The sequence below is a fragment of the Thalassotalea euphylliae genome (assembly GCF_003390335.1).
Classification (GTDB): Bacteria; Pseudomonadota; Gammaproteobacteria; order Enterobacterales; family Alteromonadaceae; genus Thalassotalea_F; species Thalassotalea_F euphylliae_B.
The window spans coordinates 1,874,951-1,892,719 of record NZ_QUOU01000001.1; the positions used below are offsets into that span (position 1 = coordinate 1,874,951).

Consider the following 17,769-nt stretch of genomic DNA (forward strand, 5'->3'; position numbering starts at 1 on the left):
TGATGCTTGCAAGCATTTTCTGGAAGCAATACGTAAGAACCATAAAAAAGCCCATCGACGTGATGGGCTTATATATTTTTATGCAGGGCTAGCGTTTATTTAACGCGCATACCCGGCTGAGCGCCTTCTTCTGGATTAAGGATCCATAAGTCTTTGCCGCCAGGGCCAGCAGCTAACACCATGCCTTCAGACATACCAAAACGCATTTTGCGCGGCGCTAGGTTAGCCACCATAACCGTTAACTTACCTTCTAAGTCTTCTGGCTGGTACGCTGATTTAATACCAGCAAATACTTGGCGTGTTTCGCCGCCTAGGTCTAATTCAAGGCGTAGCAGTTTGTCTGCTTTTTCAACGTGCTCCGCTTTTACAATTTTCGCTACGCGTAGGTCAATTTTTGCGAAATCGTCAAACTGAATTTCTGGTGAAATCGGGTCATCAGCTAATGGGCCAGTTGGCGCAGGTGCTGCTTTTTCCGTTGCTAATGATTCTTTAGAGGCTTCAATCATGTCGTTTACTTTATCCATTTCAATACGTTGCATTAACGCTTTGAATTTGTTGATTTGGTGATCTTTAAGCAGGGCCTTGTGACCGTCCCATACTAATTCGTCGTTTAAGAAACCTTGCGTTTTCTCTGCTAGGGCAGGAAGCACTGGTTTTAAGTAAATCATCAAGATACGGAATAGGTTAATGCCTAATGAACAAATATCTTGCACTTCTTGCTGCTTGGTTTCGTCTTTCACCAGCTGCCATGGCTCTTTAACGGCAATGTACTCGTTCACTTTGTCAGCCAATGCCATGATTTCACGCATCGCTTTACCAAACTCACGGCCTTCGTATAGCTCGGCTAGCTTGTCGCCAGCGGCCGTTACTTCATCTGCCAATGTTTGGTTTTCAACATTGCTTGATAACATGCCGTCAAAGCGCTTAGTGATAAAGCTAGCACAGCGTGAGGCGATGTTAACAACTTTACCGACTAGATCGGAGTTTACGCGTTGCGCAAAGTCTTCTAGATTTAAGTCTAAATCGTCGATTCGGTTCGTTAATTTCGCCGCATAGTAATAACGCAAGTACTCAGGATTTAGGTGATCTAAGTAAGTACGGCCTTTAATAAAGGTACCTTTTGACTTAGACATTTTCGCGCCATTGACGGTCACAAAACCGTGCGCGTAAACAGAAGTTGGCTTACGGTAACCTGCGCCTTCTAACATGGCAGGCCAGAATAAGCTGTGGAAGTAGATAATGTCTTTACCGATAAAGTGGTAAAGCTCGGCATCTGAGTTCTCGTTCCAGTAGCTGTCAAAATCAATGTTTTCGCGATCACATAGGTTTTTGAAACTGCCCATATAACCGATTGGTGCGTCTAGCCATACATAGAAGAACTTGCCCGGTGCACCTGGGATTTCAAAACCAAAGTATGGCGCGTCACGGCTGATATCCCACTGTTGTAGGCCAGATTCAAACCATTCATTTAGCTTGTTGGCCATTTCTTCTTGTAATGAACCACCAGTCGTCCAGTCTTTTAGCATTTGTTCAAATGCTGGCAGGTCAAAGAAGTAGTGCTCTGAATCTCGTAGTACAGGCGTTGAACCTGATACGACTGAGCGCGGGTTAATCACTTCTGTTGGCGAGTATGTTGCGCCACAGTTATCACAGCTGTCGCCGTTTTCGTCTTCACTCTTACACTTAGGGCAAGTGCCTTTGACGAAACGATCTGGCAAGAACATGCCTTTTTCTTCATCGTAAAGCTGTGAAATAGTGCGTGTTTTGATGTGACCCGCAGCGTTTAGCTTGTTGTAAATCTCACTGGCAAACTCACGGTTTTCATCACTGTGGGTTGAGTGATAATTGTCAAAGCTGATCAAGAAATCGTTGAAATCTGCCATGTGCTCTTCGCGCACACCATCAATCATTTGCTCTGGCGTAATGCCAAGCTCTTGCGCTTTTAGCATAATCGGCGTGCCGTGGGCGTCGTCGGCACAAACAAAATAGGTTTCATTGCCGCGCATACGTTGGAAACGCACCCAAATATCGGTTTGGATATGTTCTAGTAAATGGCCTAAATGAATAGAGCCATTGGCGTAAGGTAGGGCACAGGTCACTAAGATTTTACGCTTGTCTGCAGCAGCAGTTTGCGCGTTAGCTTGAGGTGTAGATTCTGACATTTTCTTTAGATACTAGCGTGCTAAGCACTTTAAGGTGGAAATCAATGGCGCAATGGTACAGAATTTAGCAGCTATTTTCATTAACAATTCAGGGCTATTTTCAATTAACTCGCCCTAGTTACTGTTATTTATACAGGTGTCCATTTGAGTCGCTTTAGTCAATTTTTTAGTAAGAAGAAACCTATTAATCCCGAAGATCTTTCACTGATTGAGTCAGTGCTTGACGCCTATCGCTCTGATGCGTTTCCACATGGTGTATTAGCTGTTGCCAACGAGTTAGCCAGTGAGCAGCAAAAAGACAAGCTGCTGATTGCAATAGACCTGCCTTTTTGTGCAGGCGATGAGTTAACAAGTATTGCGCACTCACTTTCTGATGAACTCAGTAAAACGGTTGAGTTTACAACCTCAAGCCATATTGAGGCGGTTCGCCAACACAATATAGCAGGCGTAAAAAACATTATTGCTATTGCCTCTGGCAAAGGTGGCGTTGGAAAATCAACAACCACCGTTAATATCGCCCGTGCCTTGCAAAAACAAGGGGCGCGAGTCGGTATTTTAGATGCTGATATTTATGGCCCGTCAATTCCGACGATGCTGGGTTGTCAAGACGATAAACCGAGCTCAGTTGATGGTAAAACTATGATCCCCATTGATGCTGATGGTATTTATTCAATGTCGATCGGCTATTTAGTGCCAGACAGTGATGCTGCGGTATGGCGGGGCCCCATGGCGAGCACGGCGTTTAGCCAGCTATTAAATGAAACGCAGTGGCCAGCGCTAGATTATTTGCTCATTGATATGCCGCCGGGGACAGGTGACATTCAACTCACGCTTTCCCAAAAAGTACCCGTGGCTGGCGCAGTGATCGTCACCACGCCGCAAGATATCGCGTTAGCGGATGCGCAAAAGGGCATTGCCATGTTTGATAAAGTCAAAGTCCCTGTGCTTGGTGTAGTCGAGAACATGAGTTATCACATTTGTGAAAACTGCGGTCATCATTCGCATTTATTCGGCCTTGACGGTGGCAAAGATATTGCTGAAATTAACAAGGTTGATTTACTTGGCCAGTTGCCGCTCAATATTCAAGTCAGGCAAGAAGCTGATCTAGGGGAAAGCCTATTTAATAGTGAGAGCGCTAGTGACATCTGTGATCAATACCGTAGAATAGCCAGTAACTTAGCAAGTAAAGTGTTCCATTTACTGGATATGCGCAGTCCTGCAACGCCTAGCGTAGAATTTACCGACTCGTAGATACTCAACTAGTTATTGACTAGCGATTGGTTGAGAGTCGCTAAAGAGGCTGCGAGTAGGTAATAACCAAAACACTTTTTCCTTTATAGCAACACAAATTAGATAAGAAGAAACACCATGAGATTATGTGATAAAGATATTGAACGCTGCATTGCTGACGGCAAAATTGTGATTGAGCCACAGCCAGATGCCTCGATGATCTCTGGTGTTAGTGTTGATATTCGTTTGGGTAATGAGTTTCGCGTATTTAAAAACAATACTGCGCCTTTTATTGATTTAAGTGGCCCACGCGAAGAAGTACAAGCGCAAATGAACGCGGTAATGAGTGAGGAGATTGTTATACCCGACGGTGAAGCCTTCTTTTTACATCCGGGTGAGCTTGCGCTTGCGGTAACGTATGAGTCGGTAACCCTACCTGCGGATATTGTCGGCTGGCTTGATGGCCGTTCATCTTTAGCGCGCTTGGGGTTAATGGTGCACGTAACGGCACACCGTATTGACCCAGGTTGGTCAGGTCAGATTGTTTTAGAATTCTATAATAGTGGCAAGCTGCCATTGGCATTGCGCCCAGGCATGAAAATTGCGGCATTAAACTTTGAAACTATGTCAGGCGAGGCTGATCGCCCCTACAACAAACGTGTGGATGCAAAATACAAAGGCCAAACGGGTGCGGTAGCGAGTCGTATCAGTGAAGATGATGCTTCTGAAGTTTAAAAAACATTTAGATGTTATAAAAGAAAATAGCCAATGCTAGTTAGCATTGGCTATTTTTAATGGCGTGATTGGCTCAATATCTTCGATGCACTTATTGAGTGCTTCAATTAGCTTCGCTTTGTCATGATGGTGTCTTATATCATCACTCGCCATATCGTGTTTTATCACTTTGACTTTGGTTGAAGCCACGTCATCGTGATGGCAAATGGCGCTGTCGATTGGCAAGCAACCAATGTTCTCTTCTATCCAGTTGAGCTTTTCGTCTAAGCTCAATGCTGCCGCTGGGCTATTTTCAGCAACAATGTTTTCGACAAATACGCAGTGACCCTTTCTCTGTTGCAGCGCATTGGTAATATCACGTACCAATAATGGCGGTACGACACTGGTTAGAAAGCTGCCCGGGCCTAAGATAATCAAATCTGCATTATTAATTGCCGTAACACATTGTTGTGGCGACTTCACTAAAGGTGCCAACATCAAATTCTTGGGCATGATGGGCATATCATCAACCGACAGCTCGCCTACTCGGCAACGACCTTCGGGATAAAAAGCCATTAAATCAGTAGGGGACTCAGACATAGGTAATACTTGAGTTTTAACGCGCAATAAACGTCGCACGAGCTTAATCGAGTCAATCGGGCTTGATTGAATCTGGCCTAAACCGTAAAGAATTAGGTTACCTAAGTTGTGACCACCAAGCTCGTCTTCACCGTCGAAGCGAAAATCGAACAGCTGGCTACCGACGGTATTTTCATCCACTAGCTGGGTTAAACAGTTACGTAAATCGCCCCAAGCAATAGAAGAGCTTCTTTTTCTTAGTCGACCCGTTGAGCCGCCATTGTCAGTGGTAGTAACAATGCCGGTGAGCTGATCTTGCATAAATGAAAGTGTTGAAAGCACACGACCTAAGCCGTGCCCGCCACCAATGGCAACAATATTTAGTTTTTTTAGTTGCATAGGTATGTATATATCTTAACCAATTAGTTAAACCTTAACGTTAAAGCCTTTAAAAATAAAGTTTTGGCACTTTAGCGTTTCGAAAGAGGGCGCGAATACTAGCACAATTAAGCAAAATGACAGGAAAACAGGCTGAGCTAACTGCTTGAATAAACAAAAAATATACAATTAGCTGTTATTGTGAACGGTTAAGCAAAAAGTCACGATATTTTCGTGTTTTTTTAAAATTAAGTGTTGACACTCAACAGGGGCATGCCTAAAATGCGCCTCGCTTTCGACGAGTACTAGGTCGCTTGTCTAAAGGCTGGTTTAAGTAAGGTTTAACCACCTAGCTAAAACTGGGGCTATAGCTCAGCTGGGAGAGCGCTTCGCTGGCAGCGAAGAGGTCTGCGGTTCGAACCCGCATAGCTCCACCATTTTCTAGAGTGTTGGTAACTAAAGGTGTCTTTTAAGATAAAGGTTACGAGCATGAACAGTGTCCCGTTCGTCTAGAGGCCTAGGACACCGCCCTTTCACGGCGGTAACAGGGGTTCGAATCCCCTACGGGATGCCACATTCTTTCCTGCTTGTTTTAAGATAAGGGGAAAAGGGAGCTGCCTTCTAGGTCAGGCAGTTGACCAAGTGAGCATTAGGCTAGTGAAAATCGGTTTAATGTTAACTAAAAAGTTTCTAAGCGGTTGCTATTAAAAGAGAAGGTTACTTTTCTTGAAAGGTAAATAGTAACAAGCGCTGAATTAACAAAATGTATCAGCACAATTTGTTAAACGATTTCAGTGTCCCGTTCGTCTAGAGGCCTAGGACACCGCCCTTTCACGGCGGTAACAGGGGTTCGAATCCCCTACGGGATGCCACATTATTTCCTGCTTGTTTTAAGACGAGGGGAAAAGGGAGCTGCCTTCTAGGTCAGGCAGTTGACCAAGTGAGCATTAGGCTAATGATAATTAGCGTAGTGTTAACTAAAAAGTTTCTAAGCGGTTGCTATTAAAAGAGAAGGGTACTTTTCTTGAAAGGTAAATAGTAACAAGCGCTGAATTAACAAAGTGTGTTAGCACAATTTGTTAAACGATTTCAGTGTCCCGTTCGTCTAGAGGCCTAGGACACCGCCCTTTCACGGCGGTAACAGGGGTTCGAATCCCCTACGGGATGCCACATTTTTTCCTGCTTGTTTCAAGACAAGGGGAAAAGGGGGCTGCCTTCTAGGTCAGGCAGTTGACCAAGTGAGCATTAGGCTAATGATAATTAGCGTAGTGTTAACTAAAAAATTTCTAAGCGGTTGCTATTAAAAGAGAAGGTTATTTTTCTTGAAAGGTAAATAGTAACAAGCGCTGAATTAACAAAGTGTATCAGCACAACTTGTTAAGCGATTTCAGTGTCCCGTTCGTCTAGAGGCCTAGGACACCGCCCTTTCACGGCGGTAACAGGGGTTCGAATCCCCTACGGGATGCCACTAATTAAAAAAACCGACGCAAGTCGGTTTTTTTATGTCTGCCATTTACGTTTGGCTTCAACGAGTGTTGTCGCTCTCTTTGCTCAATATCTACCTGATATTGTGCGCTATCTATTATTCGCAAACCATCGCCTGCTAGCCATTGGCCTCTGTCTGTGCAATCAAATCTCTCTTTTAGGCTCAGGCGCTGATAATGACATGCTTATCAGTAAAGACAATTACAACCCTTATATTTACTTTATCTATAATGAAGATTGGTCAGTCTTAAAAAGCACTTGCAAGATCTACCTACTGACAATAAAAGCCTTATTTATCAAAATCTAACTGGTTGACGAGTAAAGTCACTAGTGGTTAAGCGATTTGAGACGGTCATATAGGTGTCACAAAATTCACTTACTTTATTCTATATCTTTGGTAGGGTAAACAAACAAGTGAATAACTTTGGCCGAAAAAAAATCACTTGTACGAGTTATTTTAGCTCGCTAAGGTAATGAATAGAGTATTTACTCAAGTGCTTGTTCGGCACTGGCTATTTTGCTTCGTAGAGGAAGTGCATAAGTGCGGCTCTATGGAGGAGAAAATCACAGCAACCTAATGCTGTTAATCAACACGTAAAGCAACGGAAGGTAACATGGTAGATAAGAAAATTCCTCGTAGTTCAGAAAATGATTACACAGATGAAATGGCACAAGTTCGTCGCGATTTTATACATCAGCAAACCGGTGCTACTTTGGAGCATACTGGCAATTACAGTATCGGTACAGATGTGCTACCAGGCAATATTGAGAACTTTATCGGTGTTGTACAAATGCCTGTCGGTGTCGCAGGGCCTGTTCAAATAGATGGCGAATATGCGCAAGGTGAGTTTTACATACCGTTAGCAACAACAGAGGGTACGTTAGTCGCAAGTTATAGCCGTGGTATGCGTTTGTTAAATGAGTGCGGCGGTGTCAAAACTACGGTGGTTGAAGGCTTTATGCAGCGCGCCCCAGCGTTTATTTTTGACAGTGCGCGTGAAGCCAGAGCTTTTGGTGAGTGGGTTGACGAAAACTTCGAAACCATTAAGGAAGTGGCGGAAACAACGACTTCTGTTGGTAAGTTGGAGAAGATTCAACAGTGGTCAATTTCAAGATTCCGCTACTTGCGCTTTAACTTTACAACAGGGGATGCCGCCGGCCAAAACATGGTAGGTAAAGCGACATTAGCAGCGTGTGAGTGGATTATTGCCAATGCGCCTTTCGAGTGTCGCTACTTGTTATCAGGTAATATGGATACTGATAAAAAGCACTCGCATTTAAATATGCTTCATTCACGTGGCCGACGTGTTATTGCTGAGATTGTAATTAAAGACGAAGTGCTAAAAAAGTTGATGAAAGTCAGTACTAAGCAATTTGCAGATGGCTGTGTGATGGCAAATACGGGGGCTATGATGGCAAATGCCGCGTATAACGGTCCACATTCTGCCAATGGTATTGCCTCTTTGTTTATCGCCACAGGCCAAGATGAGGCTAACGTTGTTGAATCGCATGCAGGTCTATTGTCTCATCAGTTGTTAGACAATGGTGATCTATACCTCTCAGTCACACTGCCTTCATTGATCGTCGCAACGTTTGGTGGTGGTACGGGGTTACCAACTCAAAACGAATGCCTGCAAATGTTGGGTTGTGTTGGTAAAGACAAAGCCAACAAGTTTGCTGAAATTGTCGCAGCAACTGTATTAGCGGGTGACATTTCATTGAAATCAGCGGTTATTTCGGGTCACTGGGTAAGTAGCCATGATCAGTTAGGACGTAACCGTTAGTCAGATATAGTGACACACCTTGTAGCTTTTGATTAGCGTTAAAAAAGCAGATAGCCGCGTGAACGACTATCTGCTTTTTTGTGACTACTGTTTTGTAATCTATTTTTTACTAGCCTAAGCCTCTAGGCAGGTTGCAGCATAGCTAAACTTTCTTCGGCGAAACCAACACCGGCTTCATTATAAAAGTTAAAGACTTTATCAATACCCAACGCTTGCAGTTGCTCTCGTTCATCGTCAAAACGTGCTATCGCGGCAATTTGTCCAGCGTAATTTACCGCTTTTAACTGTGTTGTAATGTTAATAACGTCTTGCACAGAAGGCACAGCGATCATAACAAGTTTGAGTCGCTCAAGATCTAATGTTTCCCAAAAATCGCGAGACTCGGCGTCACCGTAAAACGCTTGTGCACCTGTCGATTTTAACCAAGCAACTTTACTTTGATCGGCGTCTAGCCCCCAAACTTTATTGCCGACTTGCTGCTCAAGCGCTTGGTATGCACCCATGCCAACTCGACCTAAACCGACGACAACGACGGGCGAGTCACATGGTTGGTCAAAAATATCTTGTGGTAAACGTTGACTTCGCTCTAACTGAGTTAACGTCGGCTTGTATCTGGCGAATAGTCGTTCAGAGAAGCGATAGACCACATTCGTTAGTACGAATGACAGCGAAACCGCGAGCGCGAGAATAACCAGCCATTCCTTATCTAACCATGAATTTTCAACACTCAGTGCGGCAACGATCAAACCAAATTCACTGAAATTAGTGAGCAGCATAGCGGATAAAAACGCGGGTCTTGCTTTGAGTTTTAACAGGCTCAATAACGCGTAAAACAGGCCAAACTTAATTGGCAGCATTAAACAGATCAGCAAGGCAATACCCAGCATTTCCCACGTTGGCAGGGCGGTAAAACCGATAAGCAAGAAAAAGCCAATCAGGAATAAGTCTTTAAAGTTCAATAATGCTTTGTTGATTTCACTGGCTTTCGGGTGACTCGCCAACAACATACCAACAATTAACGCGCCTAAATCACCCTTAATGCTCACGGCTTCAAATAACTCATAACTACCTAACGCGAGGAAGAAGCCGGTTAAGGGAATTAATTCCCCATGGCCGACAGAGGTGATGATTTTGTTAACGAGTGGCTTGATGATAAATAGCGCTAATAAGCCTAGCGCCCAAATACTCGGCATTTTACCTGTTGCGACCACCAGAAAAGCGACCGCTACTACGTCTTGCATGACTAGAATACCAACGGCCAGTTTACCGTGGCGGGTACGCATTTCCCCCTGTTCTTCCAGTAACTTGACAATACACACGGTACTGCTAAAGCTAAGCGCGAAGGCGATAAGTAGTGCAACTTCAAGCTCTAGCACAGCAAAATAAGACAGACCAGCAAGGGCAATGAGTTTGATCATCACAACCGTGCTAACCAACCACAACGCGGTATGAGACATTGCGCCGCCCCATACTTCTGGCTTGATCAAATCCTTCACGTTGAGTTTTAAGCCAATGGTGAACAGCATCAAGGTAATACCCAGATCTGCCAGTGTTTCTAAATAACTATCAGCTTCAAAGCCCATAAAGTGAAGGACAAAGCCAGCCACCAAGTAGCCGATAGAAGGGGGGAGCGAGATTAATTTAGCGCCAAGGCCACAGAAAAATGCAAATAATACCCAGATAAATTCCATTAGTTACTCACTTTGGTTTGATTAAGGTTTGATTCTGGTTTGATAATAGTGGCCAGTTGTTTTGCCATCACTTCAACAATTTTAGGTTGCGCTTCAATATTGGGGTGAATGCCATCGTTTTGCATTAATTCTGGGTGAATGGCGATGGTATTCAGAAAAAAGGGCAGTAGTTCAACTTCTGCTTTTGCTGAGACGTCAGTAAACACTTGACCAAACATTTTGTTGTAGCGAGGGCCGTAATTGGGCGGAATTCTCACGTTCATAAGAAAAACCTTGATGTTCTTTTGCTTGGCTAGGTCGATAATTTGTAACAAATTATTCTTAATTAACTTGGGAGGGAAGCCGCGTAAGCCGTCGTTTCCGCCCAATTCGATCAGTAAATAATCGACACTTTCTTTCGATAGAATTCCCGGTAGACGAGATAAACCGCCTGCTGTGGTCTCACCGCTTATGCTAGCATTGATGATCTGGTAACCTGCATTATTCGTTTTTAGTTGTTGATTCAGCAGGTAAACCCAGCCTTCGTCTTGTTTCATTCCGTAACTTGCGCTGAGGCTATCACCGAGTAATAAAATACGAGAATTAGCAAGCACACTGAAACTTTGCGATAGTAACAGTGACACCATTAATACTTTAAAAGCGCTTTTAAACATGAAGTTAGAATCCGACATTATTTTAAAGGTCAGCGACTTAGCTAAGTCGGTGACATTGGAAAATCATATTTTAGACTTATTATCCGACATAAATCTAGCGGTTAGCGCAGGGGAAACCTTAGCCATTGTTGGTGCGTCTGGCTCTGGTAAAACAACGCTGTTGTCTTTACTGGCAGGTTTAGACCTGCCTTCAAGTGGCCGTATTGAGCTAATGGGTAACACCCTACACACTATGGACGAAGAGGCGCGCAGTGCGGTAAGAGCTAAACATGTAGGCTTTATTTTCCAACAATTTTTATTGGTGAATAGCCTAACGGCGCTTGAAAACGTGATGCTACCCGCCGAGCTTGCCAATATGCCCAATGCTGAGCAGCGCGCAAAAACGCTCTTGGCACAAGTGGACTTAGCGGAGCGCGTCAATCACTTTCCATCACAAATGTCAGGCGGTGAACAGCAACGTGTCGCTATTGCTCGTGCTTTTATTACCCAGCCGGATATTTTGTTCGCGGATGAACCGACTGGTAATCTTGACAGTAAAACGGGCTTACACATCACTGAGCTACTCTTTGATCTCAATAAACAAAACGGGACGACATTGATTCTCGTCACTCACGATGAAAAGCTTGCTGAGCGTTGTCACCGCAAGGTGATCGTTGATAGCGGCCGTATTATTGCAGATAAGCCTACCGAGTCGGCACAAGATGCGATTGCCAGCGTCGATAATTTAACGACTCAGGCAAATAACAGCAGTGATGAAAATACCATTAAGAGAACCGTTAATGAGTAGCACTAATATGTGGATTAACCAATCGCTGCGTTTGCTTAAACACGAGTTAAGACGTGGCGAACTGAGCATCATTTTTTTAGCCATCGTATTAGCTGTTGCCACGGTCTTTTCACTGTCGGGGTTTTCTCACCAAATTCAGGCCGCCATTCTTAGTAAAAGCTCCACCTTTATTGCGGCTGACCGCGTGCTTGACTCACCAAGGCCGATTGCGGAAGAAGTCTTTGTAAAGAGTAATGAGATTGGGTTGCGCTCGGCACTCAAGCTTGAAATGGGGTCAATGGTGTTTGCCAATGACACCTTACAATTAGCGCAATTAGAAGCCGTTGGCGAAGCCTACCCACTAAAGGGTGAGCTGTTGGTCAGAGACGCGCAAGGTCATGTGACTGCCCAGCAAGGGCCTGCGGTAGGCGAAGTATGGGCCGAGCAAAAGTTGCTGAATGTACTCGGTGTGAGCATTGGCGATACGATTGAAGTTGGCTTGGCAGAGCTGATTATTGCTGGCGTTGCCACGCAAATACCCGATGCATCTTTTAGTGTCTTTACCTCAGGCCCGGTCGTGCTGATGAACGTTGCGGATATGGCAAAAACTGAGTTAATTCAGCCAGGCAGCCGCTTAACTTACAAGGTACTGTTCGCTGGTACACCCTCACAAATCGACGATTTCGAAGAGTGGATTGAGCCGCAAGTTAATGAAACCATGCGCTGGTATGGCATTAAATCGAGCAGATCTGCGTTGGCCTCATCATTGACCCGAGCTGAACAATATTTATCGCTGGCGAGTATGTTAGGCATTGTACTCGCCGCAGTTGCTGTCGCGGTTGCTAGTCGTCGCTATGGCCAACGTCATCAGCCTATGGTCGCCGTGTTTAAGGCGATGGGAGCAAGTCAAAGCCACATTACTAAGCTATATTGCCTGCATTGGGGGTTATTAAGCGCGCTATCGATTGGCGTAGGTTTGGTTATTGGCTATGGTTTACAGCAAATCGGCCTAAATGCCATGAAGGGCTACTTGGAAGTGGAAGTTGCCGTGTCAATGGCGCGCCCTTTGTTGATCGCGATAGCGACAGGCTTACTTTGTGCCATTGCGTTTGCCATTGCGCCGCTGATGCAGCTGGTTTCCGTGAAACCACTGGCGGTTATTCGCGGCTTTAAACATGATACTTTCCATTGGCTGCAACTCATTCCGGCTGTTGTTGCCTTGTACTTATTGCTTTATTTATTCAGCCAAAACGCATTGATGAGTATTGTGTTGCTTGCGGGTGGGGTGCTGGTGTCGATTATTCTACTGGTACTGGGGCAAGTCTTTGTCAGTTTAGGGCGCAGTGCTGGCAGTAAATCTGGTAAAGCACTGCACTTGGCGTTTGCTAACCTTAAACGCCGAGCGAAAGAGAATAGCGTACAGCTCGTCAGTTTTACCATCGCTATTAAGCTGTTATTGCTGATCGTGGTGGTACGCACTGATCTAATCAATGAGTGGCAAGCACAGCTACCGAAAGATACCGCTAATCGCTTTTTGGTTAACATTAGCCAAACACAAGTTGATCGCGTTAATCAGTTTATGGATGAGCAACAAATCCCCGGCAGTGGATTATATCCTGTTGTGCGCGGTCGTTTAATTGCCATCAATGAAGATTCGGTCACCAAGCAAGTGACTAAAGAAGAAGACCCAGATGCAGAGCAACAACGTCGCGGCGTTGGCCGAGAGCTTAACCTGACTTGGCGCAATGAATTACCACCGAGCAATGTGTTAATTGATGGTGAATGGTTTAGCGCTGACGATCAAAACCCTCAAGTGTCGATTGAGCAAGGTGTTGCCGAGCGACTCGACGTCAAAGTCGGCGATACGCTGACTTTCCAGCTCGGTAGCGAAGACTTTAAAGCGAAGGTGACGAGTGTGCGCGAAGTTGATTGGCAATCGTTACAGCCGAACTTCTTTATGATCTTTAACCAATATGTGTTGCAAGATTTCCCAGCGACTTATATTTCGTCGCACTATGTTGAGCCAGAAAAAGAGCAAATATTTAATCGCTTCTTGGCAGATTATCCGACCATTTCAATGATTGATGTCGGTGCCTTGATCAAGCAGCTGCGTACGGTGATAGACCAAGTATCCATTGCCGTTGAGTTTATTCTGGTGATGGTGGTTATTGCAGGCTCTTTGGTATTAATTGCCCAAGTACAAGCGAGTATGGAAGAGCGAGAGCGTGAAATCGCCATATTAAGAACCTTAGGTGCTAAAGGTAGTTTATTGCGCAACAGCGTACTCTTAGAATTTGTTTGCTTAGGTATCGTGGCGGGGCTAATGGCTGGTATCGCCATGGAGGCGGCGGTATTTGTCATCCAAACCCAAGTATTTGATATGTCACCTAGCTTTCATTTTAGTTACTGGGGCGTTGGTATTGCTGCTGGTGCTGCGTTTGTTGGCACTGTCGGTATGCTTAGCTGCTGGCGATTACTCAATATGTCGAGTGTCACCTTGATCCGCCGAACGATGTAGCGACAAGGCTCGCTCTTTTTTGATTGTACAAATCAAGTAAGAGCGAGCCAGTTACCGCGAAGTCTACAGCTTCTTTTCGCTAGCTTAAACCTCATTGAGTCGCATGCTGTACTGTACTAAGGAATCAAGTTTTTTAGTGCTGGCTGCAGCTCTGAGTAGTGAAATTGGTAGCCTGCGTTAAGTAATCTCGCTGGTACAACATGCTGACCATAGACCAGCAATTCGGCGACTTCACCAAACATTGCATTGACGACAAACGCTGGCATGCACATTAGCCTTGGTTTGCGATAAGCCTTTGCGAGTGCATCACTAAAGACCCGGTTAGTCACTGGATTTGGCGCGGTAAAGTTAACGACGCCTTTTATTTGCTCAGTCGTTAACAGGAAATCCATCGCTGACGTCATATCATCAATGTGTATCCAAGACATTTGCTGCTGTCCTCCAGCGATAACTGCTCCTAATCCGAACTTAAACGGCGGTGCCATTTGTGCGAGCGCGCCGCCTTTATCACTTAATACGATACCCGTTCTCAGTAAGCAGACACGAGTGTCTGTGGTTACTTTACGTGCGGCGTTTTCCCACTCCTTGCACAATTGATGGCTAAACTCTTGGTAGGGTGATGAAAATTCCTCGTCAATGTGCTCATCGGTTTGGCGGCCGTAATAGCCAATAGCTGAACCTGAGAGCAAAACGCTAGGAGGGTTAGTGCTGTTGTTAATCAATACCACTAATTGTTGGGTTACCGTTACACGACTTTGGATAAGTTTTTGTTTTTGATAAGCATTCCAGCGTTTGCCGAAAATCGGTTCACCTTGCAGGTTAATCACAGCATCAAACTCGTCTAGGTTATCCACACCTTTTAGTGAATCAATATAGGTAACGTTCTTGAATGCCGGTGCTTTTTCGATGTTGCGGGTCAACACAACAAAGCTATGTTTATCAGCAAATTGCTTGATAAATGCTTGACCAATCAGGCCCGTTCCGCCGGTAAGGAATATTTTCATGTGTGCTCTTTCTGCTTTTTGTTTTATTACGATAGCCGCTTTGATGGAGTTTAGCTAAACAAATAAAATCATTGCTTTTTATCTAGCTAACTTTCAATATGTTCGCCAGTAAATATAGATTGCTGAGACTGATATGGGATTGAGTGAAACTTCGACAGGGATATTAAAAGGGCTAGTGGTTATTGCTGCGGTATTTGTTGTGCTGGCAGGCTTAAAAACTGCGACCAATATACTGGTGCCTTTTTTGTTATCCGTGTTTATTGCGGTGATTTGCAATCCGCTAGTTGCCAAGGCAAGTGAATATCGAGTGCCCAAAGGGATATCAGTAACGCTTGTGATTGCACTTTTCTTAGGGGTAGCCCTGTCCATTGCTGGTTTAGTGGGAAATTCTCTTAATGAATTGTCGCAACAGTTACCGCAATATCGCGCGCAGTTAAACGAAGAGTTTACGTGGGTAACGAATAAACTCGCTGAATACAACATTGCGATTTCATCAGCTGTGTTAATTGAATATTTTGACCCAGGCGCCGCAATGGGGTTAGCAGCCGATATGCTGAGTGGCCTTGGCGGTGTGATGGCGAATTTATTCCTGATTATCATTACTGTGATATTTATGTTGTTTGAAGCGTCGTCGCTACCGAAAAAATTGCACTATGCGCTTGATGACCCAGAAATGCGCTTGAGCCAAATTGATCGCTTTTTACAATCGGTAAACCATTATCTCGCTATCAAGACTGTGGTCAGTATTGGTACTGGTGTGCTGGTCTCGCTGATGCTTTGGATCATCGGTTTGGACTTCTTTTTACTCTGGGGCGTGTTAGCATTTTTGTTGAATTATATTCCCAATATTGGCTCTATCATCGCGGCAGTGCCAGCGATGTCGCTCGCTGTGCTGCAAATAGGCCCTGCGGCGGCTGGTGGTATCGGTTTGGGCTACATGGTTATTAATACCATCATGGGGAATGTCATTGAACCGCGCTACATGGGGCGTGGCTTGGGCTTATCAACCTTAGTGGTTTTCTTATCCTTGATATTTTGGGGCTGGTTGTTTGGCACGGTTGGCATGTTGTTGTCGGTTCCGTTGACTATGATTATTAAAATTGGACTGGAAAGCTCCGAAGAAGGCCGTTGGTTTGCGGTGTTATTGTCTAGCGATGAAGATGTCGAGCGGTTTCACAATACCGCAAAATAGAATAAGTGCTTAACATTTGTGATTGAAGGCTGAGTACTAAATACGGTTGAGTGTCACTGGCTAAAGTCTCCGCCTAAACTAAGCCTAAACAAAAAAGCGCGAAATATTATTATATTTCGCGCTTTTAATTATTTAAGGGACAAAGAAATATCAGTTACTCGCTATTTAACTTACTAAGCTCGGTTATACGCGATTTACTTAGGTTGATATAGCACGTTTTATAGGCTGTACTGGCACTACTTGCCGGCGATATCGCTAAATATTGCCAGCGACAATTGTTTTCTCGATATTTGATAAAATCGCTGTTGGCGCGCTTAAACATATTAAGTGCCGATTTACGCCCTGTTTTCATCGCTCTTTCTTCTAGTACAAAGACTTGGTTGTTGATCCAAGTTTGCAATTCGCGATCTACCGCTTCTTTGACACCGTCTAAACAGCGAGAATGGGCGATGTCATCGCTAATATTGTCACACTGGTTTAGTGACTTTGCTTGCCCGTCCATGGCCGCGGTGGTAAGTGCCATCAGTAAAAGAGCCAAATAAGTTTGCTTCATAACGTTAACCGATTTACCTAAAACTTTGTTTTTTGTTATGCCGGTAACACTTTCTTGTATGGCTTAACGACCACTTTGGCATAAACACCGGCGTCGATATACGGGTCTGCATCTGCCCAGGCTTGTGCTTCGGTCAAGTTATTGAATTTAGCGACAACGAGCGACCCCGTAAAACCTGCTTCGCCCGGATCTTCGCTGTCAATGGCAGGGCAAGGACCCGCAACTAACAGGCGTCCTTCGTCTTGCAACGCTTTTAAGCGCGCTAAATGGTCGGCGCGAACGGTCATTCTCAGTGGCAGGCTATTGGCTACATCTTCACTGTAAATCATGTAGTACATCATCTTGATTTCTCTTTGTTTAGATTTTTTTAATTAGGTTTCTTTTTAGTCGCGGTTAATCTTTATTTTTGGTGTTAGGTGTGACTTCTTCTTGAGGTAAGTGCTTGTGCACGGAAACAATTGTGCCAATGGTAAACGCAAAGGTCAGTCCCATGAGACCAAACACTTTGAAGTTAACCCAAATTTCTTGACTGAAGTTAAATGCGATATAAATATTTAGTGCACCGCAAAAAGCAAAAAAGCCTGCCCAGCTTAAATTAAGCTTGTCCCAAATTTTCTCTGGTAGCTCTAGCGCTTCTGACATTAGCTGCTTGATTAAATTTTTCTTGAACACATAGTTGCTGACTAACAATGCGACAGCAAAAATACCGTTAACTATGGTCACTTTCCATTTCAAGAAAGTATCGTCTTGCAGAAATATTGTCAGGCCACCAAAGCCAGCGATGAGGCCGAAAATCACCCAGTTTTTTGTTGGTACTTTTTGTTTGGTGACAACGAAGTACAGAATATGTAGTAAAGAGCCAACAATCAGTACACCTGTGGCCATGTAAATGTCGTAGAACTTATAAACGACGAAGAAAAGAACGAGAGGTACGTATTCGAACAGAGCTTGCATAAATATTGGGTTTTAATCTAGTTTGCTTGCTATTTTACCGAAAGCCTTTTTCATAGCCAATGAATTCTCTGCTGGCGAATATCATTTTTCGTTTATTGCGTTAGTA

The 17,769-nt window shown here is 44.3% G+C and carries 14 protein-coding genes and 5 tRNA genes; 11 read left to right on the forward strand and 8 right to left on the reverse strand.

Annotated elements, in window-relative coordinates; translation table 11 throughout:
- Positions 1-95 precede the first annotated feature (95 nt).
- Complete coding sequence (gene metG, locus DXX93_RS08210; protein WP_116007682.1) at positions 96-2,162, reverse strand: methionine--tRNA ligase; 2,067 nt, start codon at positions 2,160-2,162, stop codon at positions 96-98.
- A 204-nt stretch (positions 2,163-2,366) separates the two neighbouring features.
- Here metG and apbC point away from each other — a divergent pair, with 204 nt between their 5' ends.
- Together apbC and dcd are read left to right on the forward strand one after the other, a co-directional pair.
- Complete coding sequence (apbC, locus tag DXX93_RS08215) at positions 2,367-3,413, forward strand: iron-sulfur cluster carrier protein ApbC (RefSeq protein WP_374188942.1); 1,047 nt, start codon at positions 2,367-2,369, stop codon at positions 3,411-3,413.
- A 117-nt stretch (positions 3,414-3,530) separates the two neighbouring features.
- Entirely contained in the window at positions 3,531-4,127 is a 597-nt protein-coding gene (gene dcd / locus DXX93_RS08220) for a dCTP deaminase (RefSeq protein WP_116007683.1), read from the forward strand.
- 36 nt (positions 4,128-4,163) lie between these two features.
- Here the strand turns inward: dcd and DXX93_RS08225 are convergent, their stop codons facing one another.
- A complete protein-coding gene (locus DXX93_RS08225; protein WP_116007684.1) occupies positions 4,164-5,084 on the reverse strand; it encodes a gluconeogenesis factor YvcK family protein in 921 nt (306 codons plus the stop codon).
- Positions 5,085-5,424: 340 nt separating this feature from the next.
- Between DXX93_RS08225 and DXX93_RS08230 the strand changes: the two genes are divergently transcribed.
- The 6 genes from DXX93_RS08230 to DXX93_RS08260 all read left to right on the forward strand — a co-directional run bounded on the left by DXX93_RS08230 (position 5,425) and on the right by DXX93_RS08260 (position 8,332).
- A tRNA-Ala gene (locus DXX93_RS08230) sits at positions 5,425-5,500 on the forward strand.
- A 61-nt stretch (positions 5,501-5,561) separates the two neighbouring features.
- Positions 5,562-5,637: transfer RNA gene (locus DXX93_RS08235), tRNA-Glu, on the forward strand.
- 222 nt (positions 5,638-5,859) lie between these two features.
- Positions 5,860-5,935 (forward strand) — tRNA-Glu (locus DXX93_RS08240).
- A gap of 222 nt (positions 5,936-6,157) precedes the next feature.
- Positions 6,158-6,233 (forward strand) — tRNA-Glu (locus tag DXX93_RS08245).
- A gap of 222 nt (positions 6,234-6,455) precedes the next feature.
- A tRNA-Glu gene (locus tag DXX93_RS08250) sits at positions 6,456-6,531 on the forward strand.
- Positions 6,532-7,162: 631 nt separating this feature from the next.
- The gene (locus DXX93_RS08260; RefSeq protein ID WP_116007686.1) at positions 7,163-8,332 is read left to right on the forward strand and encodes a hydroxymethylglutaryl-CoA reductase; all 1,170 of its coding nucleotides are present in this window, start codon (positions 7,163-7,165) and stop codon (positions 8,330-8,332) included.
- A gap of 122 nt (positions 8,333-8,454) precedes the next feature.
- Here DXX93_RS08260 and DXX93_RS08265 read toward each other — a convergent pair whose 3' ends face one another.
- Together DXX93_RS08265 and DXX93_RS08270 are read right to left on the reverse strand one after the other, a co-directional pair.
- Positions 8,455-10,023 (reverse strand): cation:proton antiporter family protein, encoded by a 1,569-nt coding sequence (locus tag DXX93_RS08265; RefSeq protein ID WP_116007687.1) that lies wholly within the window; start codon positions 10,021-10,023, stop codon positions 8,455-8,457.
- Positions 10,023-10,676, reverse strand: coding sequence for an arylesterase (locus DXX93_RS08270; protein ID WP_116009884.1), 654 nt, complete (start codon positions 10,674-10,676; stop codon positions 10,023-10,025). Before DXX93_RS08270 ends, DXX93_RS08265 begins: the two co-directional genes overlap by 1 nt.
- On the opposite strand from DXX93_RS08270, the gene DXX93_RS08275 reads away from it, so the two are divergent.
- Both DXX93_RS08275 and DXX93_RS08280 read left to right on the forward strand, forming a co-directional pair.
- On the forward strand, positions 10,675-11,463 hold the full coding sequence (locus DXX93_RS08275; protein ID WP_116007688.1) for an ABC transporter ATP-binding protein: 789 nt from the start codon (positions 10,675-10,677) through the stop codon (positions 11,461-11,463). The two genes, DXX93_RS08270 and DXX93_RS08275, sit on opposite strands and share 2 nt — an antisense overlap.
- Positions 11,456-13,960 carry an ABC transporter permease gene (locus DXX93_RS08280; protein WP_258872627.1) on the forward strand — a complete coding sequence of 835 codons (2,505 nt, stop codon included), beginning with the start codon at positions 11,456-11,458 and terminating at the stop codon, positions 13,958-13,960. The genes DXX93_RS08275 and DXX93_RS08280 overlap by 8 nt, the downstream gene beginning before the upstream one ends.
- Before the next feature lie 116 nt (positions 13,961-14,076).
- Here the strand turns inward: DXX93_RS08280 and DXX93_RS08285 are convergent, their stop codons facing one another.
- Entirely contained in the window at positions 14,077-14,964 is an 888-nt protein-coding gene (locus tag DXX93_RS08285; protein WP_116007689.1) for a TIGR01777 family oxidoreductase, read from the reverse strand.
- 133 nt (positions 14,965-15,097) lie between these two features.
- Between DXX93_RS08285 and DXX93_RS08290 the strand changes: the two genes are divergently transcribed.
- A complete protein-coding gene (locus DXX93_RS08290; RefSeq protein WP_116007690.1) occupies positions 15,098-16,156 on the forward strand; it encodes an AI-2E family transporter in 1,059 nt (352 codons plus the stop codon).
- A 154-nt stretch (positions 16,157-16,310) separates the two neighbouring features.
- Here DXX93_RS08290 and DXX93_RS08295 read toward each other — a convergent pair whose 3' ends face one another.
- Genes DXX93_RS08295 through DXX93_RS08305 form a run of 3 tightly spaced genes read right to left on the reverse strand, consistent with a single transcriptional unit; the run spans position 16,311 to position 17,663 of the window.
- Positions 16,311-16,709 (reverse strand): lysozyme inhibitor LprI family protein, encoded by a 399-nt coding sequence (locus DXX93_RS08295; protein WP_116007691.1) that lies wholly within the window; start codon positions 16,707-16,709, stop codon positions 16,311-16,313.
- A 35-nt stretch (positions 16,710-16,744) separates the two neighbouring features.
- Positions 16,745-17,047: a YciI family protein gene (locus DXX93_RS08300; RefSeq protein WP_116007692.1), complete on the reverse strand. Its 303-nt coding sequence runs from the start codon at positions 17,045-17,047 to the stop codon at positions 16,745-16,747.
- A 55-nt stretch (positions 17,048-17,102) separates the two neighbouring features.
- Positions 17,103-17,663, reverse strand: coding sequence for a septation protein A (locus DXX93_RS08305; protein WP_116007693.1), 561 nt, complete (start codon positions 17,661-17,663; stop codon positions 17,103-17,105).
- Between the last annotated feature and the right edge of the window lie 106 nt (positions 17,664-17,769).